17 protein-coding genes are annotated in these 14,225 nt (G+C 54.9%); 8 read left to right on the forward strand and 9 right to left on the reverse strand.

Translation table 11 applies throughout. The features are described from left to right. Positions 1-45 precede the first annotated feature (45 nt). Both DOQ08_RS11295 and DOQ08_RS11300 read left to right on the forward strand, forming a co-directional pair. Positions 46-594 (forward strand): L,D-transpeptidase family protein, encoded by a 549-nt coding sequence (locus DOQ08_RS11295; protein WP_114335027.1) that lies wholly within the window; start codon positions 46-48, stop codon positions 592-594. A gap of 214 nt (positions 595-808) precedes the next feature. Continuing rightward, positions 809-1,090, forward strand: coding sequence for an Lpp/OprI family alanine-zipper lipoprotein (locus DOQ08_RS11300; RefSeq protein WP_114335028.1), 282 nt, complete (start codon positions 809-811; stop codon positions 1,088-1,090). Positions 1,091-1,139: 49 nt separating this feature from the next. Here DOQ08_RS11300 and DOQ08_RS11305 read toward each other — a convergent pair whose 3' ends face one another. The 4 genes from DOQ08_RS11305 to DOQ08_RS11320 form a co-directional block, all read right to left on the reverse strand. Further along, complete coding sequence (locus tag DOQ08_RS11305) at positions 1,140-2,198, reverse strand: L,D-transpeptidase family protein (RefSeq protein WP_114335029.1); 1,059 nt, start codon at positions 2,196-2,198, stop codon at positions 1,140-1,142. 190 nt (positions 2,199-2,388) lie between these two features. Next, a complete protein-coding gene (locus DOQ08_RS11310; protein ID WP_114335030.1) occupies positions 2,389-3,780 on the reverse strand; it encodes a DHA2 family efflux MFS transporter permease subunit in 1,392 nt (463 codons plus the stop codon). 3 nt (positions 3,781-3,783) lie between these two features. Then, the gene (locus DOQ08_RS11315) at positions 3,784-4,209 is read right to left on the reverse strand and encodes a MarR family transcriptional regulator (RefSeq protein ID WP_114335031.1); all 426 of its coding nucleotides are present in this window, start codon (positions 4,207-4,209) and stop codon (positions 3,784-3,786) included. 146 nt (positions 4,210-4,355) lie between these two features. After that, the gene (locus DOQ08_RS11320; RefSeq protein WP_114335032.1) at positions 4,356-5,639 is read right to left on the reverse strand and encodes an MFS transporter; all 1,284 of its coding nucleotides are present in this window, start codon (positions 5,637-5,639) and stop codon (positions 4,356-4,358) included. Positions 5,640-5,880: 241 nt separating this feature from the next. On the opposite strand from DOQ08_RS11320, the gene DOQ08_RS11325 reads away from it, so the two are divergent. Together DOQ08_RS11325 and DOQ08_RS11330 are read left to right on the forward strand one after the other, a co-directional pair. Then, positions 5,881-6,780 (forward strand): helix-turn-helix transcriptional regulator, encoded by a 900-nt coding sequence (locus DOQ08_RS11325; RefSeq protein WP_114335033.1) that lies wholly within the window; start codon positions 5,881-5,883, stop codon positions 6,778-6,780. Positions 6,781-6,792: 12 nt separating this feature from the next. Further along, complete coding sequence (locus DOQ08_RS11330) at positions 6,793-8,544, forward strand: ExeM/NucH family extracellular endonuclease (protein ID WP_227537614.1); 1,752 nt, start codon at positions 6,793-6,795, stop codon at positions 8,542-8,544. Here DOQ08_RS11330 and DOQ08_RS16145 read toward each other — a convergent pair. Continuing rightward, positions 8,525-8,659, reverse strand: coding sequence for a hypothetical protein (locus tag DOQ08_RS16145; protein WP_264756362.1), 135 nt, complete (start codon positions 8,657-8,659; stop codon positions 8,525-8,527). The genes DOQ08_RS11330 and DOQ08_RS16145 overlap by 20 nt on opposite strands. Here DOQ08_RS16145 and DOQ08_RS11335 point away from each other — a divergent pair. Both DOQ08_RS11335 and DOQ08_RS11340 read left to right on the forward strand, forming a co-directional pair. Next, a complete protein-coding gene (locus DOQ08_RS11335) occupies positions 8,658-9,545 on the forward strand; it encodes an alpha/beta fold hydrolase (protein WP_114335034.1) in 888 nt (295 codons plus the stop codon). The two genes, DOQ08_RS16145 and DOQ08_RS11335, sit on opposite strands and share 2 nt — an antisense overlap. A gap of 173 nt (positions 9,546-9,718) precedes the next feature. After that, positions 9,719-10,726, forward strand: coding sequence for an AraC family transcriptional regulator (locus DOQ08_RS11340; protein ID WP_227537615.1), 1,008 nt, complete (start codon positions 9,719-9,721; stop codon positions 10,724-10,726). A gap of 10 nt (positions 10,727-10,736) precedes the next feature. On the opposite strand, the gene queE is transcribed toward DOQ08_RS11340, so the two are convergent. Beyond that, positions 10,737-11,396 carry a 7-carboxy-7-deazaguanine synthase gene (queE, locus tag DOQ08_RS11345; protein WP_114335036.1) on the reverse strand — a complete coding sequence of 220 codons (660 nt, stop codon included), beginning with the start codon at positions 11,394-11,396 and terminating at the stop codon, positions 10,737-10,739. Next, on the reverse strand, positions 11,396-12,061 hold the full coding sequence (gene queC / locus DOQ08_RS11350; protein WP_114335037.1) for a 7-cyano-7-deazaguanine synthase QueC: 666 nt from the start codon (positions 12,059-12,061) through the stop codon (positions 11,396-11,398). The genes queE and queC overlap by 1 nt, the downstream gene beginning before the upstream one ends. A gap of 148 nt (positions 12,062-12,209) precedes the next feature. Between queC and DOQ08_RS11355 the strand changes: the two genes are divergently transcribed. Then, on the forward strand, positions 12,210-12,722 hold the full coding sequence (locus tag DOQ08_RS11355; RefSeq protein WP_114335490.1) for a 3'-5' exonuclease: 513 nt from the start codon (positions 12,210-12,212) through the stop codon (positions 12,720-12,722). Here DOQ08_RS11355 and DOQ08_RS11360 read toward each other — a convergent pair. Continuing rightward, a complete protein-coding gene (locus tag DOQ08_RS11360) occupies positions 12,691-12,891 on the reverse strand; it encodes a hypothetical protein (protein WP_227537617.1) in 201 nt (66 codons plus the stop codon). The two genes, DOQ08_RS11355 and DOQ08_RS11360, sit on opposite strands and share 32 nt — an antisense overlap. 592 nt (positions 12,892-13,483) lie before the next feature. Here DOQ08_RS11360 and DOQ08_RS11365 point away from each other — a divergent pair. After that, a complete protein-coding gene (locus DOQ08_RS11365; protein ID WP_114335039.1) occupies positions 13,484-13,756 on the forward strand; it encodes a hypothetical protein in 273 nt (90 codons plus the stop codon). A gap of 28 nt (positions 13,757-13,784) precedes the next feature. On the opposite strand, the gene DOQ08_RS11370 is transcribed toward DOQ08_RS11365, so the two are convergent. Next, positions 13,785-14,198, reverse strand: coding sequence for a response regulator (locus DOQ08_RS11370; protein WP_114335040.1), 414 nt, complete (start codon positions 14,196-14,198; stop codon positions 13,785-13,787). Positions 14,199-14,225 lie beyond the last annotated feature (27 nt).

Genomic DNA, 14,225 nt, shown 5'->3' on the forward strand with positions numbered 1-14,225 from the left:
AAACTCCATGTACAAAATTTAACGTTCTGACGATAGTGCGGCTTTATGATTTTTCGATCCCTTCTGACAGCTTTGTTCCTTGCTCTGCCAAGCTTGGTGGCAGCCACCGAATTGCTAGCTCGGGCCGATGAGCGAATGATCATGCCTGAACCCAAAGCACCGCTCTCGTTTGATATCACCGAAGTCCTGGTAAAGAAAAGCGAGCGCCGCCTGTATTTGCTCAACGGTGAAGAAAAGGTAAAGAGTTATCGTATTTCTTTGGGTGACAACCCCGTCGGCCACAAGCTCTACGAAGGCGATGAACGTACGCCCGAAGGCAGCTATCTCCTTGATTGGCGCAATTCCAACAGCGATTTCTACAAATCCATTCACATCTCCTATCCCAATCGGGACGACAGAGAAGCGGCGGAAGCTTGGGGCCTGAAGCCCGGTGGAAGCATCATGATTCACGGCTTGCCCAATGACGCAGGCGATCTGGCCTTCGCCTTCACGGGGCTGGACTGGACCAATGGCTGTATTGCCGTGACCAACGAAGAAATTGACGAGATCTGGGAGCTGGTCGATGACGGAACCCCGATCCGGATTTTGCCTTAAACGCTTCGGTCAATGATTAACGCCATGACATCAGTGCATTACGTTGTTGTCATGAGCTATGCAAATTCCCCTATACCCAGTTAACATTTTCTTCCAGAGTGTTTTACACTGTTTAACGACTCCGGTAGTCATTGCCTGCTGGCATGACTGACAGGAAGTCGTCCGACTGACTTCCGGGTCTCAGGAAATAAAACGACCAATAAGGGGATTTACAATGCGTAAACTTACAATCGCTGGGTTTGCAATGGCCGCTGCTCTGACTGCAGGTTGTGCCACTACTGATCAAGCTGCTATCGACGAAGCGAATGCAACTGCAAGCTCCGCCGAGCAAACTGCTAACAATGCTCTGAACACTGCGAACAGCGCTTCCAAGTCTGCTCGTACTGCTCAGCAGACTGCTGAAGAAGCTCTGGCTGCTGCCCGTGCTGCTCAGAAGTCCGCTAACGAAGCGAACGAGCGCGCCAAGCGTATGCTGGAGCGTGCCAGCCAGAAGTAAGGCTGACGCTTAGCATAAAAAAGGCCGGTTCAACCGGCCTTTTTTTGTGTCAGAAATACAGGGTTTGTCCGGAATCTGATGTCGCCTTGGGCGTGGATTTATCCGAGCTTTCATCTGCCGCGACTTGTGTCAGCTTTTCTCCGATCATCCTGGGTATGCCATCAGCCTGATCAACGGCAACCTCGATAGCCATTCGTTTGACCTGAACTTCCGGATGCTGTTTCTGGAACGCCTCCACTTTGGCCATGGTCTGACGCCAGAGCTTTTCCCGATCCTCCTGCGTGTAATCTTCACCAGGACGATGGACTTCCAGCCAGATTTCACCACCGGATAACCCGACCTTTACCGGCTCGCGAATAACCTGAACAGGGGTGCCTTTTGAAACCTGATAGGCAAACCGGGAAATGTCTTCGTTGTACATGCGAAAACAGCCGTGGCTAACCGCCATACCAACACCAAATTTCTTGTTCGTGCCGTGGATCAAGTAACCTTTCTCACTCAACATCAAGGCGTGGGTGCCCAGCGGGTTGTCAGGCCCGGGAGGAATCATACGCGGCAGATAATCGCCTGACGCTTCATACTCCGCCCGAATACTTGCTGGCGGGTACCAGGCTGGAGACTCCAGTGGCATGGTAACCTTTGCATTGGTCAGCGGAGAAGGGTTGTCTTCGGTACCGACACCCACCGGGTACACCTGCACACCGCCCCCTGTGAAGTAATAGAGACGGTATTCGGCCAAATTGATCACGATGCCTTCACGGGCCGAATCCGGCAGAACGTACATTCTGGGCAACGTAATCTGGGTACCCTCGCCCGGTAACCACGGATCAATGCCCGGATTCGCCTTCACCAGCTCCAGATACCCCAACGCCAGCTCGTTGCCGATACCGGCAAAGGTATCTTCATAGGCTGTGGTGAACACCTGCAGGTCACCGGCCAGATCGCCGTTCAGGGAAAAGGTAGGCACCCGGGGTGAGCGATCGGGCTTGGCGTCGCTCGCATCCTTGGAAGTTCCAGCAGGCGATGCCTGGCCGGTTTCAGCCGCTGCCAGCGTGGGGGCCCATAGAGCAAGGCTCAGCAACAACGAAATAACGTATTTCAACTGCATAACACTCCACATCGGTTCAAGGCCGGTTGGTATCACTGACCGGCACTCGGCTTAAGAGTTCATTTTGGATCACCGGGCCGCGTTCTCGTATAGCAAGAACAACCTATTATATCGGCATCAATACGCGCCAACATCCATGGACGTTGGGTAATCGCGGGTATCTTGCATTTTCGTAACGCGCAAATACTGACTAAACGCGCATTTTCCAAATAGGTATGGCCGCCAGCGCAACGAAAATGGCGACCAACCACCAAGCGGACTCGAATGCCTGCAGCGTTGGAATACCATTTTGGTGCTCACCAAATTCGATGGTCAGTGCCACCACATTCACCCCCAATGCTCCACCAAGCTGACGGGCAAAGTTAATGCTGCTGGAGCCTGCCCCCATAAGTTCCGGCGGCAGGGGGTTCAAGGCACCCATTGAGAGAGCCGGCAGCATAAAGCCTATACCGATGCGACCCAGAACCGCCCAAAACGCCAGCCAGCCAAAACCGGCAAACTGCCCCGTAGAGGCAAACAGAACCGCTGAAAGCGCAAACATTGCAATACCGAACAGCACCAAACTGCGCGCACTTTGCTTATCCGCCAGCCGGCCGGAGAGCGGGAAGATAACGCCCAGTACCACACCCGCAGGCAACATCAGCAAACCTGCTTCGGTGGCTGAAAATCCCAGCGTGGTCTGGACAAAAAGTGGAATCAGATACGTAGAACCGAAAAGCGCCAGCCCAAGTGCCATGGCACCAATGGTTGCGTAAAGGAAAACCGGTTGTCGTAACAGAGCAAGATTCACCAGCGGGTGTTTGATCGTTCGCTCGCGTCTGACGAAAATGATCAGCAGCAAAACGTCCACAAGGGCCTGCACAAGCAGCCGCAATTCATGACCCTCAAACGACTGAAACCGAGTCAGAGTATCCAGGGTCAAACCAACAATCGCGCCCAGCATCACCAGCCCCGGCCAATCAAAGGCATAACGTGCAGGCCGGGATACCGGAACCGGCAAAAAACGCCAGGCCATCAAAACACCAATCAAGGTCACCGGGGCAGGGGCGAACATGACATAACGCCAATTAAACTGATCGACAAGAAAACCACCGAGCACCGGCCCCAACGCAGGTGCCAGAATGACACCCATGCCATATATACCCATGGCCTGACCACGCCGATCAGCCGGAAAGATTCGGAATACGAGATACATGCCCATCGGCTGCATCAAACCAGCCATGGCGCCCTGGCCCACCCGGGCAGAGATCAACTGGGCTGGCGTTTGGGCAAAACCACCGGCCACGGAAATCACTGCAAACAACGCCATTGCGATCGCGAGGGTTTTACGCACGCCGAAACGGTCAAGCAACCAAGCGGACGCCAGCATGGTGGTGGTCATGGACGCAATGAAACCGGTGGCTAACCAGTGAACGGTACCCTGGCGCAGGCCGAACTCCAGCATTATGTCGTGAAGCGCAACGTTGACCACCGTCGCACTGAGCACCGTTGCCATTGTGCCAAGTACAACCGTGGCAACAGCCAGCCACCGCCAACGTTCACCGTAGCGGGCTTCGAGCCCGGCAATCGTATTATCCGCCAAAGCTTATTTCTGCGTTTCTGCGTTTTCCATAATTTTATGGAAAACAGCGAGCGCGCTCTCGATTTCCTTATCGGAAATTCCGTCGAGCATTTCTTCACGGAGCTCGTTTGCGCGTTCGGTCAATTCGTCCATAAAGTTCACCCCCTCTTTGGTCAGGTGCAACCTTCGGGCACGACGGTCTTTGGGGCAGGCGCGACGCTCTATCAACCCCTGCTGTTCCAGGCTGTCTAACAGCCGAACCAATGTCGGGTTCTCGATTGCCATCAAACTGGCCAACTCTCTCTGGGTCAGACCTTCGCCACCTTGCTGCAGGTACACCATGGTGCTCCAGCGAGCCTGGGTAACCCCTAGGTCTTTCAGGCGCTCATCCAGCATTTTGCGCCAGCGGCGAGTAACACGGGCAACCGCAAACGGAAACTGATCTCTCACGATATTCACTCCTATTAAGGCTTGGCGCTTAGCCCTCAACAAAGGGCAAGACACTAACAGTACATAAATTTTACCAATAGTAAGCTACTAGTTGAAATGAGGAAAGATTGAAATGCGGAATAAAGCTCAAAAAAACGCCAAAACCCTCAATGGCCCTGGCGCATCTCTGCTTGCATTTCTTCGACTTCCGGTGACTCGTGAAATTCTTCGTTTCGCGGATCAAGCTCGGAAAGCACAGAGGACGCTTCCGGCATGGCAGGCACAAAGTGCTCCTGCTCATCCACCGGAACATCGTCGGTCTGGCTAATCCGATAGCTCGTGATGACGGCCAGCAAAATCAGGAATCCAGCGTTGCCAAAAAACAGTCCCGAAGGTCCGAACAAACTGATCAGCTTTGCCATCGTGATCGGGCCTATTACGCTTCCGATACCGTAGCTGAGTAGCAGTGTCGCGCTGGCAGCGACAATACGATTGCTGTCCATACGGTCGTTAGTAATCGCAACGGCGATAGGATACAAGGTGGCGGACAAACCGGTAAACAATCCGACCAGCACGGTCAGCAACAACAGTCTCTCTGCGCCAAAAACAGCGACGCCGATGGCGGCGGATGAAGCTATGAGCGAGACCCAGAACATGACACGCCGACGATCAAAGCGGTCGCATACACGCCCCAGTGGCCAAGCCAGCAGCATGGCAGCAACAATCGCCGTGGCCATAAATGTCGAGGTCTTGCCGACATCCAACCCAACCAGCGTGGCGTACACCGGCCCCAAAGCGTAAAACCCGCCGATCAACACGCCACTCACCAAGGCACCAGCAACACCCGAAAACGACTCGCGCGCCAACTTGAACACAGACATTCGACTGGTGTGCTCAATAACCGGCGCTTCCATTCGGGTCAGCGACAACGGAATTACCGCCAAAGTCAGCAGAATGGCAGCCAAGGAAAACGGCAGGAAATCCGACGGGTTACCTATATTGACCACAAGCTGGCCACCCGCTGCCGATAGGTAAAACACGATCTGATAAATGGCGAACATTGAACCGCGGTTGGCGTTGGTGGCCCGACTGGAAAACCAGCTTTCGATGACCACCAACACGCCGGCGACACTGAAGCCCGACAACACTCGCAGCACTGCCCAAAACAGGCTAGACACGGCCATCGGGTACAACAGGGCGGCAACGGCGGCCATCGCCGCAAAGACGGCGAAGGCGCGAATATGACCAACACGTCCTATAATGTGGTGAACGTAGAGGGTGCCAACCACAAAACCGATGGAATAACACACCAGTACCCAACCGATGATATCTGGCGAAACCTCTTCGATACTCAGGCGAATACCCAGAAGCGTCATTAAAAACGCATTACCACTGACCAGAAACACAATACTCAGAAGCAATGCAGACAGGGAAGCTACCATTCGGGTCATGACTGACTCCGCATTATCGATAAGGTGGGCATGCTCAAGAGAAGGATAGCAACATTATCCTTGGGCGGTTGACCGGCATTTAATCAGGCTATGGGGTAGCCGAAACTAGGGAGATGCCGAGACTTGTATTACACTGGGCCCAATTTGACATTGTTTTACATTAATGGGCCGTAACAGACCCCCAACCCCCTAACGGGTAAGATAAATAAGAAGCTATTTACTGGATTGTGAGCGCCTGGTTATGAAGAAAACGGATTGGCCCATTCGTTGGGATCTCTTGCTTCGCTATCGACTCATCGAAACCGTTGCACTGTGGGAAGGCCGCCTGACGACCAACCATATCTGCCATAGCTTTGGCATTGGTCGCCAACAGGCCTCCAAAGACATCAACACGTACCTGAGAGAGGTGGCACCGGGCAATCTGGTGTACGACCGACATCTCAAGGGTTATGTGCCGTCCAGCAGTTTCAAGCCGGTGGTCACCCACGGTGAAGTCTCAGAATACCAAGACCTGCTCGCCCAACAGCAAAACCTCAATGACTCTCTGGCAGAGCTTGAGCTCGGCATGCCAGGCAACACAGTGATCACCGGGCCCGGCCGGTACGTTGCACCGGAAACCATGCGCGCAGTCGTCACCGCCACCCGTTACAAACGTCAGCTAAAGGCCAGCTACGTCTCTTTGAGCCGCCCCGAGGCCGTCGAAAGCGTACTCGAGCCTCACGCTCTGGTGTGCGCGGGAAATAACTGGCATGTTCGTGCCTGGTGCAGCTCGAATAGGGAATTCCGTGATTTCGCGCTCAGCCGTTTTCAAAACACCCCGGAAGCACTGCGCCAGAAAGCTCGCTACAGCGCTCAGCACGATGAAGACTGGCAACGTCGGGTAACCCTCGATATTGCACCGGACCAACGGCTAACCGACGCTCAGCAACACATTGTGGCGCGCGACTACGGCATGAAAAATGGCAGCCTGCAGGTTGAAACCCGCGCTGCACTGGCGCCCTACGTGTTGTCTCAGCTTGGCATTACCTTTGACCGCGACCACCCGGACCCTCTGGTGCAGCAACTGGAACTGGTCAATCCGGACCAGCTAGGCTTTGGAAGCAAACGTGAACAAGCCCTTAAAGCGGTGGCCGGTCTTTAACAGACAGGCCTTGTGATCAAACCTTTCTTCAAAATATTCATCACCCTAGCCGGGCTGTTTTTATGGACGGCCAGCCCGGCAGCGCACGCTGCACAAAAGTGCGGTTCACCCGCTACCGCTATTCACCAGATTCAAAGTTCCGGGCCTCATTCACCGTTGGCAGGCCAAACCGTCTCGATCGAAGGGATCGTGACTTACACATCCAATCACCAAGACGGCTTTAACGGCTTCTACATTCAACAAGCCGACGCAGAAACCGACAACGACCCTGCGACGTCGGAAGCGCTGTTCGTCTATACCCGCCGCAACGCCAGCCCCGGCCAACGGCTGCGACTGACCGGTGTCGTCAAAGAGTTTCATGACCTGACAGAACTGGTCAACGTGAACCAGCTTATCGTGTGCGGCCAGGCGCCACTCCCTACACCTGTTGAGCTTTCATTGCCGTGGCCACAAGCACCGGAAAGCTTCGAAAATATGCGTGTGTCGTTCAACGCACCGCTGACCGTGATAGAGCATCACAATCTGGCCCGTTTTGGTGAACTGACGCTGGCGAAAACCGATCAAATTATCCCTACCGAGTACCTGGCGCCCGGTGATCCGGCGGTTCAGCAAGGGCTTGAAAACCATAAGCATCGTGTTCTGCTGGACGATGGTAAAAGCACCCGTGACCCCACCTCGGTCCCGTGGCTTGATCTGAGTAAGAACAACACGGTTCGGGCCGGCGATCAGGTGACCAGCATCCACGGTGTACTGGATTACCGTTTTGGTCAGTGGCGGGTTCAACCCGACCAAACGCCCCGATTCTCCAGACCTGAACCAAGACCCGATGCGCCGCCTAGGCCTTCGGGCGATGTCACGCGGATCATGGCCCTGAACCTGCAAAACTACTTCAACGGCGACGGGGGAGAGAGCGGCTATCCAACCCCCAGAGGTGCCAAAAACCTGAGTGCCCACAACAACCAACTCCGCCGCCTGACAACCGCCATCCATCAGGTTGCGCCCGATATCGTGGCGGTTACTGAACTGGAAAACGACGGCTACGGGCCACGCAGCGCGTTAGCCCAGCTCACACAAGCACTAGGTTCGGCTTGGCGCTTCATAAAAACGCCCGACCGGGACGGCTCTGATGCCATTCGAACGGCTCTTATGTTCCGCAGCGACCGGGTACGGCCCGAGGGCAAAGCTCTGCGGCTAAACCAAGGTATTTATCGGCACCGTGGCCGCCCGCCGCTGGCGCAGACATTTATGCCTCTCGCAGGGGGCAAATCCGTCCGTGTCGTGGTGCCTCATCTCAAATCCAAGTCCTGCCGCAACGCACAGGGGCCGAATGCCGATCAGAACGATGGTCAGGGTTGTTTCAGCGCCCACCGCACCCGCGAAGCGCGAACCATCATTCGCTGGCTCTCTGACTTATCCACAGCAGAACCTCTCGCTGGCACACTGATTACCGGCGACCTCAACAGTTATGCGCAAGAAACGCCGTTAGCCACCTTTTACGCTGCAGGTTTCGCCAGTTTGTTGCATCGCGCTCACCCATGCAGGCCCGACGACTGCCGCTATCACAGCTATCGTTACCGCGGCGAGAAGGGCTCATTGGACTATGCGCTTGCCAATCAAACGCTCATGCCTCACGTCTCAGGGGTATACATCTGGAACATCAACGCCGATGAACCCCGAGCGCTGGACTACCAGAACGCACCCGAACTTAATGGTCCTTGGCGGGCTTCCGACCACAACCCTGTAATTACCGATCTCCGACTCTAACGCCGGCCTCCCGAATGACCTTGCTGCCTGCAACACCAGGCTTCGCAGCAATAGCACCCGCCACACTTGCCGTTACACTGACCTTCAATGCATCGCGATCAGGTGAATGTGCCATGAAACTTCCCACTCCCGACGTTTGGCCGCTAGCGCGCACCGGACAACGCTTGCTGTTAAAGGCCAAGCGACGAGAAACCACTGTAGATGGCCACCGGATGGTGTTTCTGGAGCGAGGCAAAGCAAAGTCTGGCGCACCGACGCTGGTACTACTCCACGGCTTTGCTTCAATGAAGGAGAACTGGGCCTTCTGGATGCAGCAACTCCCTTCACACTGGCATTTATTAGTGCCCGATTTACCGGGGCTAGGCGAAAGCCAATACCGCCCCGATGCCAATTACGGGTATGAAAGCCAGGCAGAGCGTCTTGGTCAGTGGCTGGCCGGGTACCATAGCAACCCACTGCATATTGCCGGGAGTTCCATGGGCGGTGCGATTGCGGCGTTGCTGGCCCATCAACTTAAAGTGCCTCCCCGCACGCTCACGCTACTGAATAGTGCAGGCATCCCGGAACGTCCCGGCATGGCAAACACCACGCCCGCACGCCCGACCACCGATTCCGTTCTCATTCCTCAGGACTGGGCGGGGGTTTATCGTATGTTCAACAGCGTCGGTAATGGCAAACCCACACTACCCGGCATTGCCATGACCGGTTTACTCGGTCCTGATCTGATGAAACGGCGGCATTCATTGCAGCATATTTTTAATGACATGGTTGCCGACCCAATGGCGCCTACCCGTTATCTTGGAAACCAGACACCGCCTCTGCAAGTGCAGTGGGGTGACCGGGATACCATTACCCCGACTCGCTGTGTTGACTGGTTCAAGACCGCCACTCCTCAGGCTGACATACACGTGTTTCGCGGCGTTGGCCACCTGCCGATGCTGGAGAACCCGAGGCGCTCTGCCGCGGTATTGAGCGGTTTCATAGAGCGCCACAATAGCTAGGTCGATTGCTTTCCACACCACACCGAATTGGCCTCTTCAGCTAATTGACCCGTCATCCAAGTCATGGGACCCGGGCCACGAAGCGGCCATAATCTTTGCCACTTACATAACAATAACCGTCACGACCGAGGAAACTCATGGGCGTCTCAGTTTCTAACACACAGGATCTGGGCATGCCGGCCATCTATCTCCACACTCTGGCCGAGCTGCTCCACACTATTGGAGTGGATCAAAGGGACTTGATTCAGCGCGTCGGGCTGGACCCAGCGCGCCTGAAATCCACCGATCTCAGAGTCAGCGAGGCTCAGGCTGCGGAATTCGTAACCCGTGCCATTGTTGAAAGCGGCGAACCAGGGCTTGGTATATTGTTGGCGCGAGAACTCGAACTGCCGCTACATGGCGCCCTGGGCACGGCGGTCATGAGCAGCCGGACACTTGAAGAGGCCCTCGAGTTAATGACTCGCTACCTGACGCTTCGGGTACCTCATCTAAAAGTTCAAAAGCACATGGCCGGGTCCAGCGTCTGGTATGCAGTGAAGTGCGAGACTCAACTCGGTTCAATTCTCGGTTTTGTTCTGGATGCCGTATTGTTCGGTTGTGTCTCGATGGGGGCACAGCTCCTTGGCACTACATTACCAGGCTTGAGGATCATGAGACGCGGGGCGGAACCGAGCCACTTTCACCGTTTCCGGCGAATGATCGGTGTGCCCGTTGAATTCGGTGCGACCGAAGACGCTCTGGTAGTGCCCGCCAGCCACCTCAGCCACCCAACCCGCTTCAGCAATCAGCATCTGGCTGAAACGTCCCGGGAGCAATGCGAACAAGCATTGCAAGAGCTGGAAGAGGTCGCCGGGGTGGCCAGAAAAGTAAGAAGAGTGATTGAAGCCAGCCACCCGTTTCCGCCAAAACTGGCACGGGCGGCCAGTACGCTTTTCGTATCGGAACGAACACTGAAACGGCGCTTACAAGAAGAAGGTGCCAGTTTTCAGAGCCTTGTAGATGAAGTTCGCCTGGAGCGTGCTCAGGATTTGCTGGAGAACACCGCCATGAACCTGACCCAGATTGCCGACGCGTTGGGTTATGCCGATGCGGCGAATTTCACTCGAGCATTCAAACGCTGGACAGGCAACAGCCCGAGCCAGCACCGAATCGCGAACTCGAATCTGACGAAACAGGCCTGAACCGATCCCGTCAGTCGATTCCGATGATTTTGTGCATCTGCAAGGTCAGTCGCCATTGGGGGTTGGCCAGGCAATAATCCGTCGCTTTACGGGTATTACTTTGTTTGACCGGATCTGCTGCCTGTTCAGGCAGAGAAGGCGAAGCCATCGGCGACAAAAAGTAATGATTTGCCTGAATAACCCCGATAAACCGCTCGGGCATCGCCAGCGGTTGAGGGTACACCAGCTTCAACTCATCACACCGGGTAATGACTACCTCGGCATCGGCCTTGGGGCTGACACACAACCAGTCAATTCCTTCAGGCGCAGGCAAAGTGCCATTGGTTTCGACACCTACCTCAAAATTCGCGTCATGAAAGGCCGCGATCAACTCGGTATCCAGCTGCAGTAACGGCTCGCCACCGGTACACACTACGTAGGGCTTTCCCAACCCCTCGGGCCAGAGCGCACGGATATGCGCGGCCAGCGCTTCTGCGGTTTCGAAGACCCCACCATTTTGCCCATCGGTCCCGACAAAATCCGTATCGCAAAAATTACACACCGCATTGGCCCGGTCGCGCTCACGCCCGTTCCACAAATTGCATTTGCTAAATCGACAAAACACCGCGGCCCGGCCCGCTTGAGCACCTTCCCCTTGCAAGGTGTAGAACGCCTCTTTAACTCGGTACATCAGGCACCACGCTCATAAGCCAAAGGGTCTTTGATGCCGTGGGCAGCGAACGCTTCCAGACGTTCAACGCAGGAACCGCATTGACCACAAGCCTTCTCTCGCCCGTTGTAACACGTCCAGGTTTGACCGTAGTCGAGCCCCAGCTTTAAGCCTTCTGCCAGAATCTCGCCTTTATCCAAGGTCATGAACGGTGCTTTCACGGCAACCGGCTCGTAGTTGGCCACCCGGCACACTGCGTCCATTTTTTCGACAAACTCCGGGCGGCAATCGGGGTAGATAGCATGATCGCCACCATGGGCGCCGTACCAAACGGCTTGTGCATTCACCGTAACCGCGTAACCGGTAGCCAGCGACAACAGAATCATATTGCGATTGGGGACAACCGTTGCTTTCATGTTGTCTTCTTCGTAATGACCTTCGGGTATTTCAATATCTGAGGTCAATGCCGAACCGGACATCACCTCACTCATGGCCCGGATGTCGATCACCTTGTGGGGAATTCCCTCGGCTTCACACACAGCCCGGGCGGCGTCCAGTTCACGCACATGGCGCTGGCCATAGTTGAACGACAATGCGTGTACGTTGTGGCCCTGGGCACGAGCAAGGTGAAGCAGGGTAAAGGAGTCCATGCCTCCGGAGTAAATAACAACAACTGTGTCAGTCATGGAGCGGTCACCGGGATAAAAAAGGAATTGTCATCGAGGTTATACATAGCGCGGGTACATTGTAACAGCGCTGCGGCGTGTTGGGTTCGCACAGGAGAAAGATCCGGAGTAAACTCGGGTGAAAACCGACAACAATCAGCGCTTATTCATGACCGTTACCACGAAACCGGCATTCATCGATTTCGAAGCATCCAGTCTGGATTTGATCGCGGGCTACCCAATCGAGGTGGGCGTGTGCTTGGCGGATGGTACGCAGCACAGCTGGTTGATTGATCCGCATAAAACCTGGCACGACTGGTCGACTCGGGCGGAAGCGATTCACGGTATCACTCGTCAGGAGCTGGAAGAACAGGGTTACTCCGTCTCGCACGTTGCTGCCCAGCTCAATGCGATTCTGCCCGATCAGGTGTTTTGTGACGCCTGGACCTTCGACAGTTTCTGGCTGCACCGGCTGTTTCGTGCGGCGGGCATGACACCCGCCTTTCAGCTGGAATCGGTTTCCTTACTGCTCAATCCGGAACAGGTTCGACGCTGGCCAACCATTCGCCAGCAAGTGATTGACGCGCTGGGCTTACCGGTTCATCGGGCTTCTAACGATGCCCTGATTCTTCATCGAACCTGGCAACGGATTATTTGCCCGGGTGAAGTCGAAGCGCGATAACTTCCAGGCCTTTGCGTGCCGTGTGCAAAGTCCAGTATGTCGCAACAGCCATCAAGCCTGCGCCGACCATGGTAAAGGTCAGGTTCTCACCAACAGATTGCCCCTGCGCCATCACAAAATACACAGCAACAGCAACAACCAGTGCAATTTCCACAATAAAGTCAGTCACAAATCTCTTAACAGCGCGTGCGCGGTCTTTGGACATTTTCTTAGGTTTCAACCTCTTCGTTCGTTTCAGTTGGAAGTTCTTTAGTGTGCAAATTATCGCCAATTCTAAAGATTTAAGCTGTACGAACTAGTGGCTACGAACTAACCGAGATGGTTTCTTCAAGGCAAAAAAAAGCGCAGTCATAAAGACTGCGCCAGAAAGGAGAGATCCAATCGGCACCTGGGCAGGTGCCGCGGATTACACAACGTAAAAACACGTGACGATGCGAATTATGAGGCCGCGCCCCAAAACTGTCTGTACGCGTTTGCCGAATAGCCCAGACTATTGCAAACCCTGTAATTGGCTATACACTGATAGCTGAACCGAATTCAACGAGTTGTTATGACCATCATGCGTTTCCAACACAGTATTTCCACGATCGCAGGTTGCCCGGTAGGGCAGACCCAGCGTGCCATGGTGAAAGACATCTAACGGCTTTCGGTCAAGTCCCGGGAGCCATTGCAGCGACCGGGGCAGCTTCTCTGCCAAACCCCGGTTGCTTCAGGCTCCGGGGTTTTCTGTTGTTGCAGCAGCAAAAGGCAAGGAGAAGACAATGAAAAGACAACCAATGAGGCGGGCCGCTAACCAGCCAATCAGCAACCGCAATGCCCCGGTCAAAAGACCAGAGAAGCTGCCGCTACTCGATGCCATTTGCAAGAAGCTGAACCAGCGCGTCAATCTGGACGATGAACAGCGCGTGCTGGGGGTGTACGAACGAGGCTGGATTTTTAACGGGGTGTTAAGCAACCTTGACGGTGCCGAAGCTCGGTACGTCAGGGCATTGGCAACCCGCTACAATTCATGGATTGCTCGCCAGGTCGCGTAGTTTATCGCCAGGCCAGCGGCTGAACCGGTTAATGCGGCCGGTTCAGCCCTTCGATCAAGGCCATATCGCCGCCATGGACCATCGCAAAGTTGTTGACCACATCGTGGATCTTTTCCTGCGAATAAGGCTTAACAACGTATCCGTTTGCGCCAGCGCTGATGGCGCGCTGAATGCTCTCGATCGAGTCATCAGCCGTTACCAGCACAATGTGTTGCTCCTTCCTCTCCGCTTTAAACGCAGCCATCAACTCATGGCCGTTGCCATCCGGCAAACCCAGGTCCAGCAGTACGATGTGAAACTCGCTGGCATCGAACGCCGCGCGTGCTGAGGCGGCGTCCGCACATTCTTTCACCTCGGTCGCACCCGCTTTTTGCAACATGCCAACCAATCGTTCACGCATCAACGGTTCGTCTTCAACGACCAAAACTCTAAGATCACTCATTTCACAGTACCTCACCTGTTAATCTGT

The sequence above is a fragment of the Marinobacter litoralis genome, from assembly GCF_003336705.1.
Taxonomy (GTDB): domain Bacteria; phylum Pseudomonadota; class Gammaproteobacteria; order Pseudomonadales; family Oleiphilaceae; genus Marinobacter; species Marinobacter litoralis.

Bases quoted from the DNA above. Each gene is read 5' to 3' on its own strand.
- DOQ08_RS11295 (WP_114335027.1), top strand. From the start codon at position 46: ATGATTTTTCGATCCCTTCTGACAGCTTTGTTCCTTGCTCTGCCAAGC.
- DOQ08_RS11300 (WP_114335028.1), top strand. From the start codon at position 809: ATGCGTAAACTTACAATCGCTGGGTTTGCAATGGCCGCTGCTCTGACT.
- DOQ08_RS11305 (WP_114335029.1), bottom strand. From the start codon at position 2,198: ATGCAGTTGAAATACGTTATTTCGTTGTTGCTGAGCCTTGCTCTATGG.
- DOQ08_RS11320 (WP_114335032.1), bottom strand. From the start codon at position 5,639: ATGACCCGAATGGTAGCTTCCCTGTCTGCATTGCTTCTGAGTATTGTG.
- DOQ08_RS11325 (WP_114335033.1), top strand. From the start codon at position 5,881: ATGAAGAAAACGGATTGGCCCATTCGTTGGGATCTCTTGCTTCGCTAT.
- DOQ08_RS11335 (WP_114335034.1), top strand. From the start codon at position 8,658: ATGAAACTTCCCACTCCCGACGTTTGGCCGCTAGCGCGCACCGGACAA.
- DOQ08_RS16145 (WP_264756362.1), bottom strand. From the start codon at position 8,659: ATGGCACATTCACCTGATCGCGATGCATTGAAGGTCAGTGTAACGGCA.
- DOQ08_RS11340 (WP_227537615.1), top strand. From the start codon at position 9,719: ATGCCGGCCATCTATCTCCACACTCTGGCCGAGCTGCTCCACACTATT.
- queE (WP_114335036.1), bottom strand. From the start codon at position 11,396: ATGTACCGAGTTAAAGAGGCGTTCTACACCTTGCAAGGGGAAGGTGCT.
- queC (WP_114335037.1), bottom strand. From the start codon at position 12,061: ATGACTGACACAGTTGTTGTTATTTACTCCGGAGGCATGGACTCCTTT.
- DOQ08_RS11355 (WP_114335490.1), top strand. From the start codon at position 12,210: ATGACCGTTACCACGAAACCGGCATTCATCGATTTCGAAGCATCCAGT.
- DOQ08_RS11365 (WP_114335039.1), top strand. From the start codon at position 13,484: ATGAAAAGACAACCAATGAGGCGGGCCGCTAACCAGCCAATCAGCAAC.
- DOQ08_RS11370 (WP_114335040.1), bottom strand. From the start codon at position 14,198: ATGAGTGATCTTAGAGTTTTGGTCGTTGAAGACGAACCGTTGATGCGT.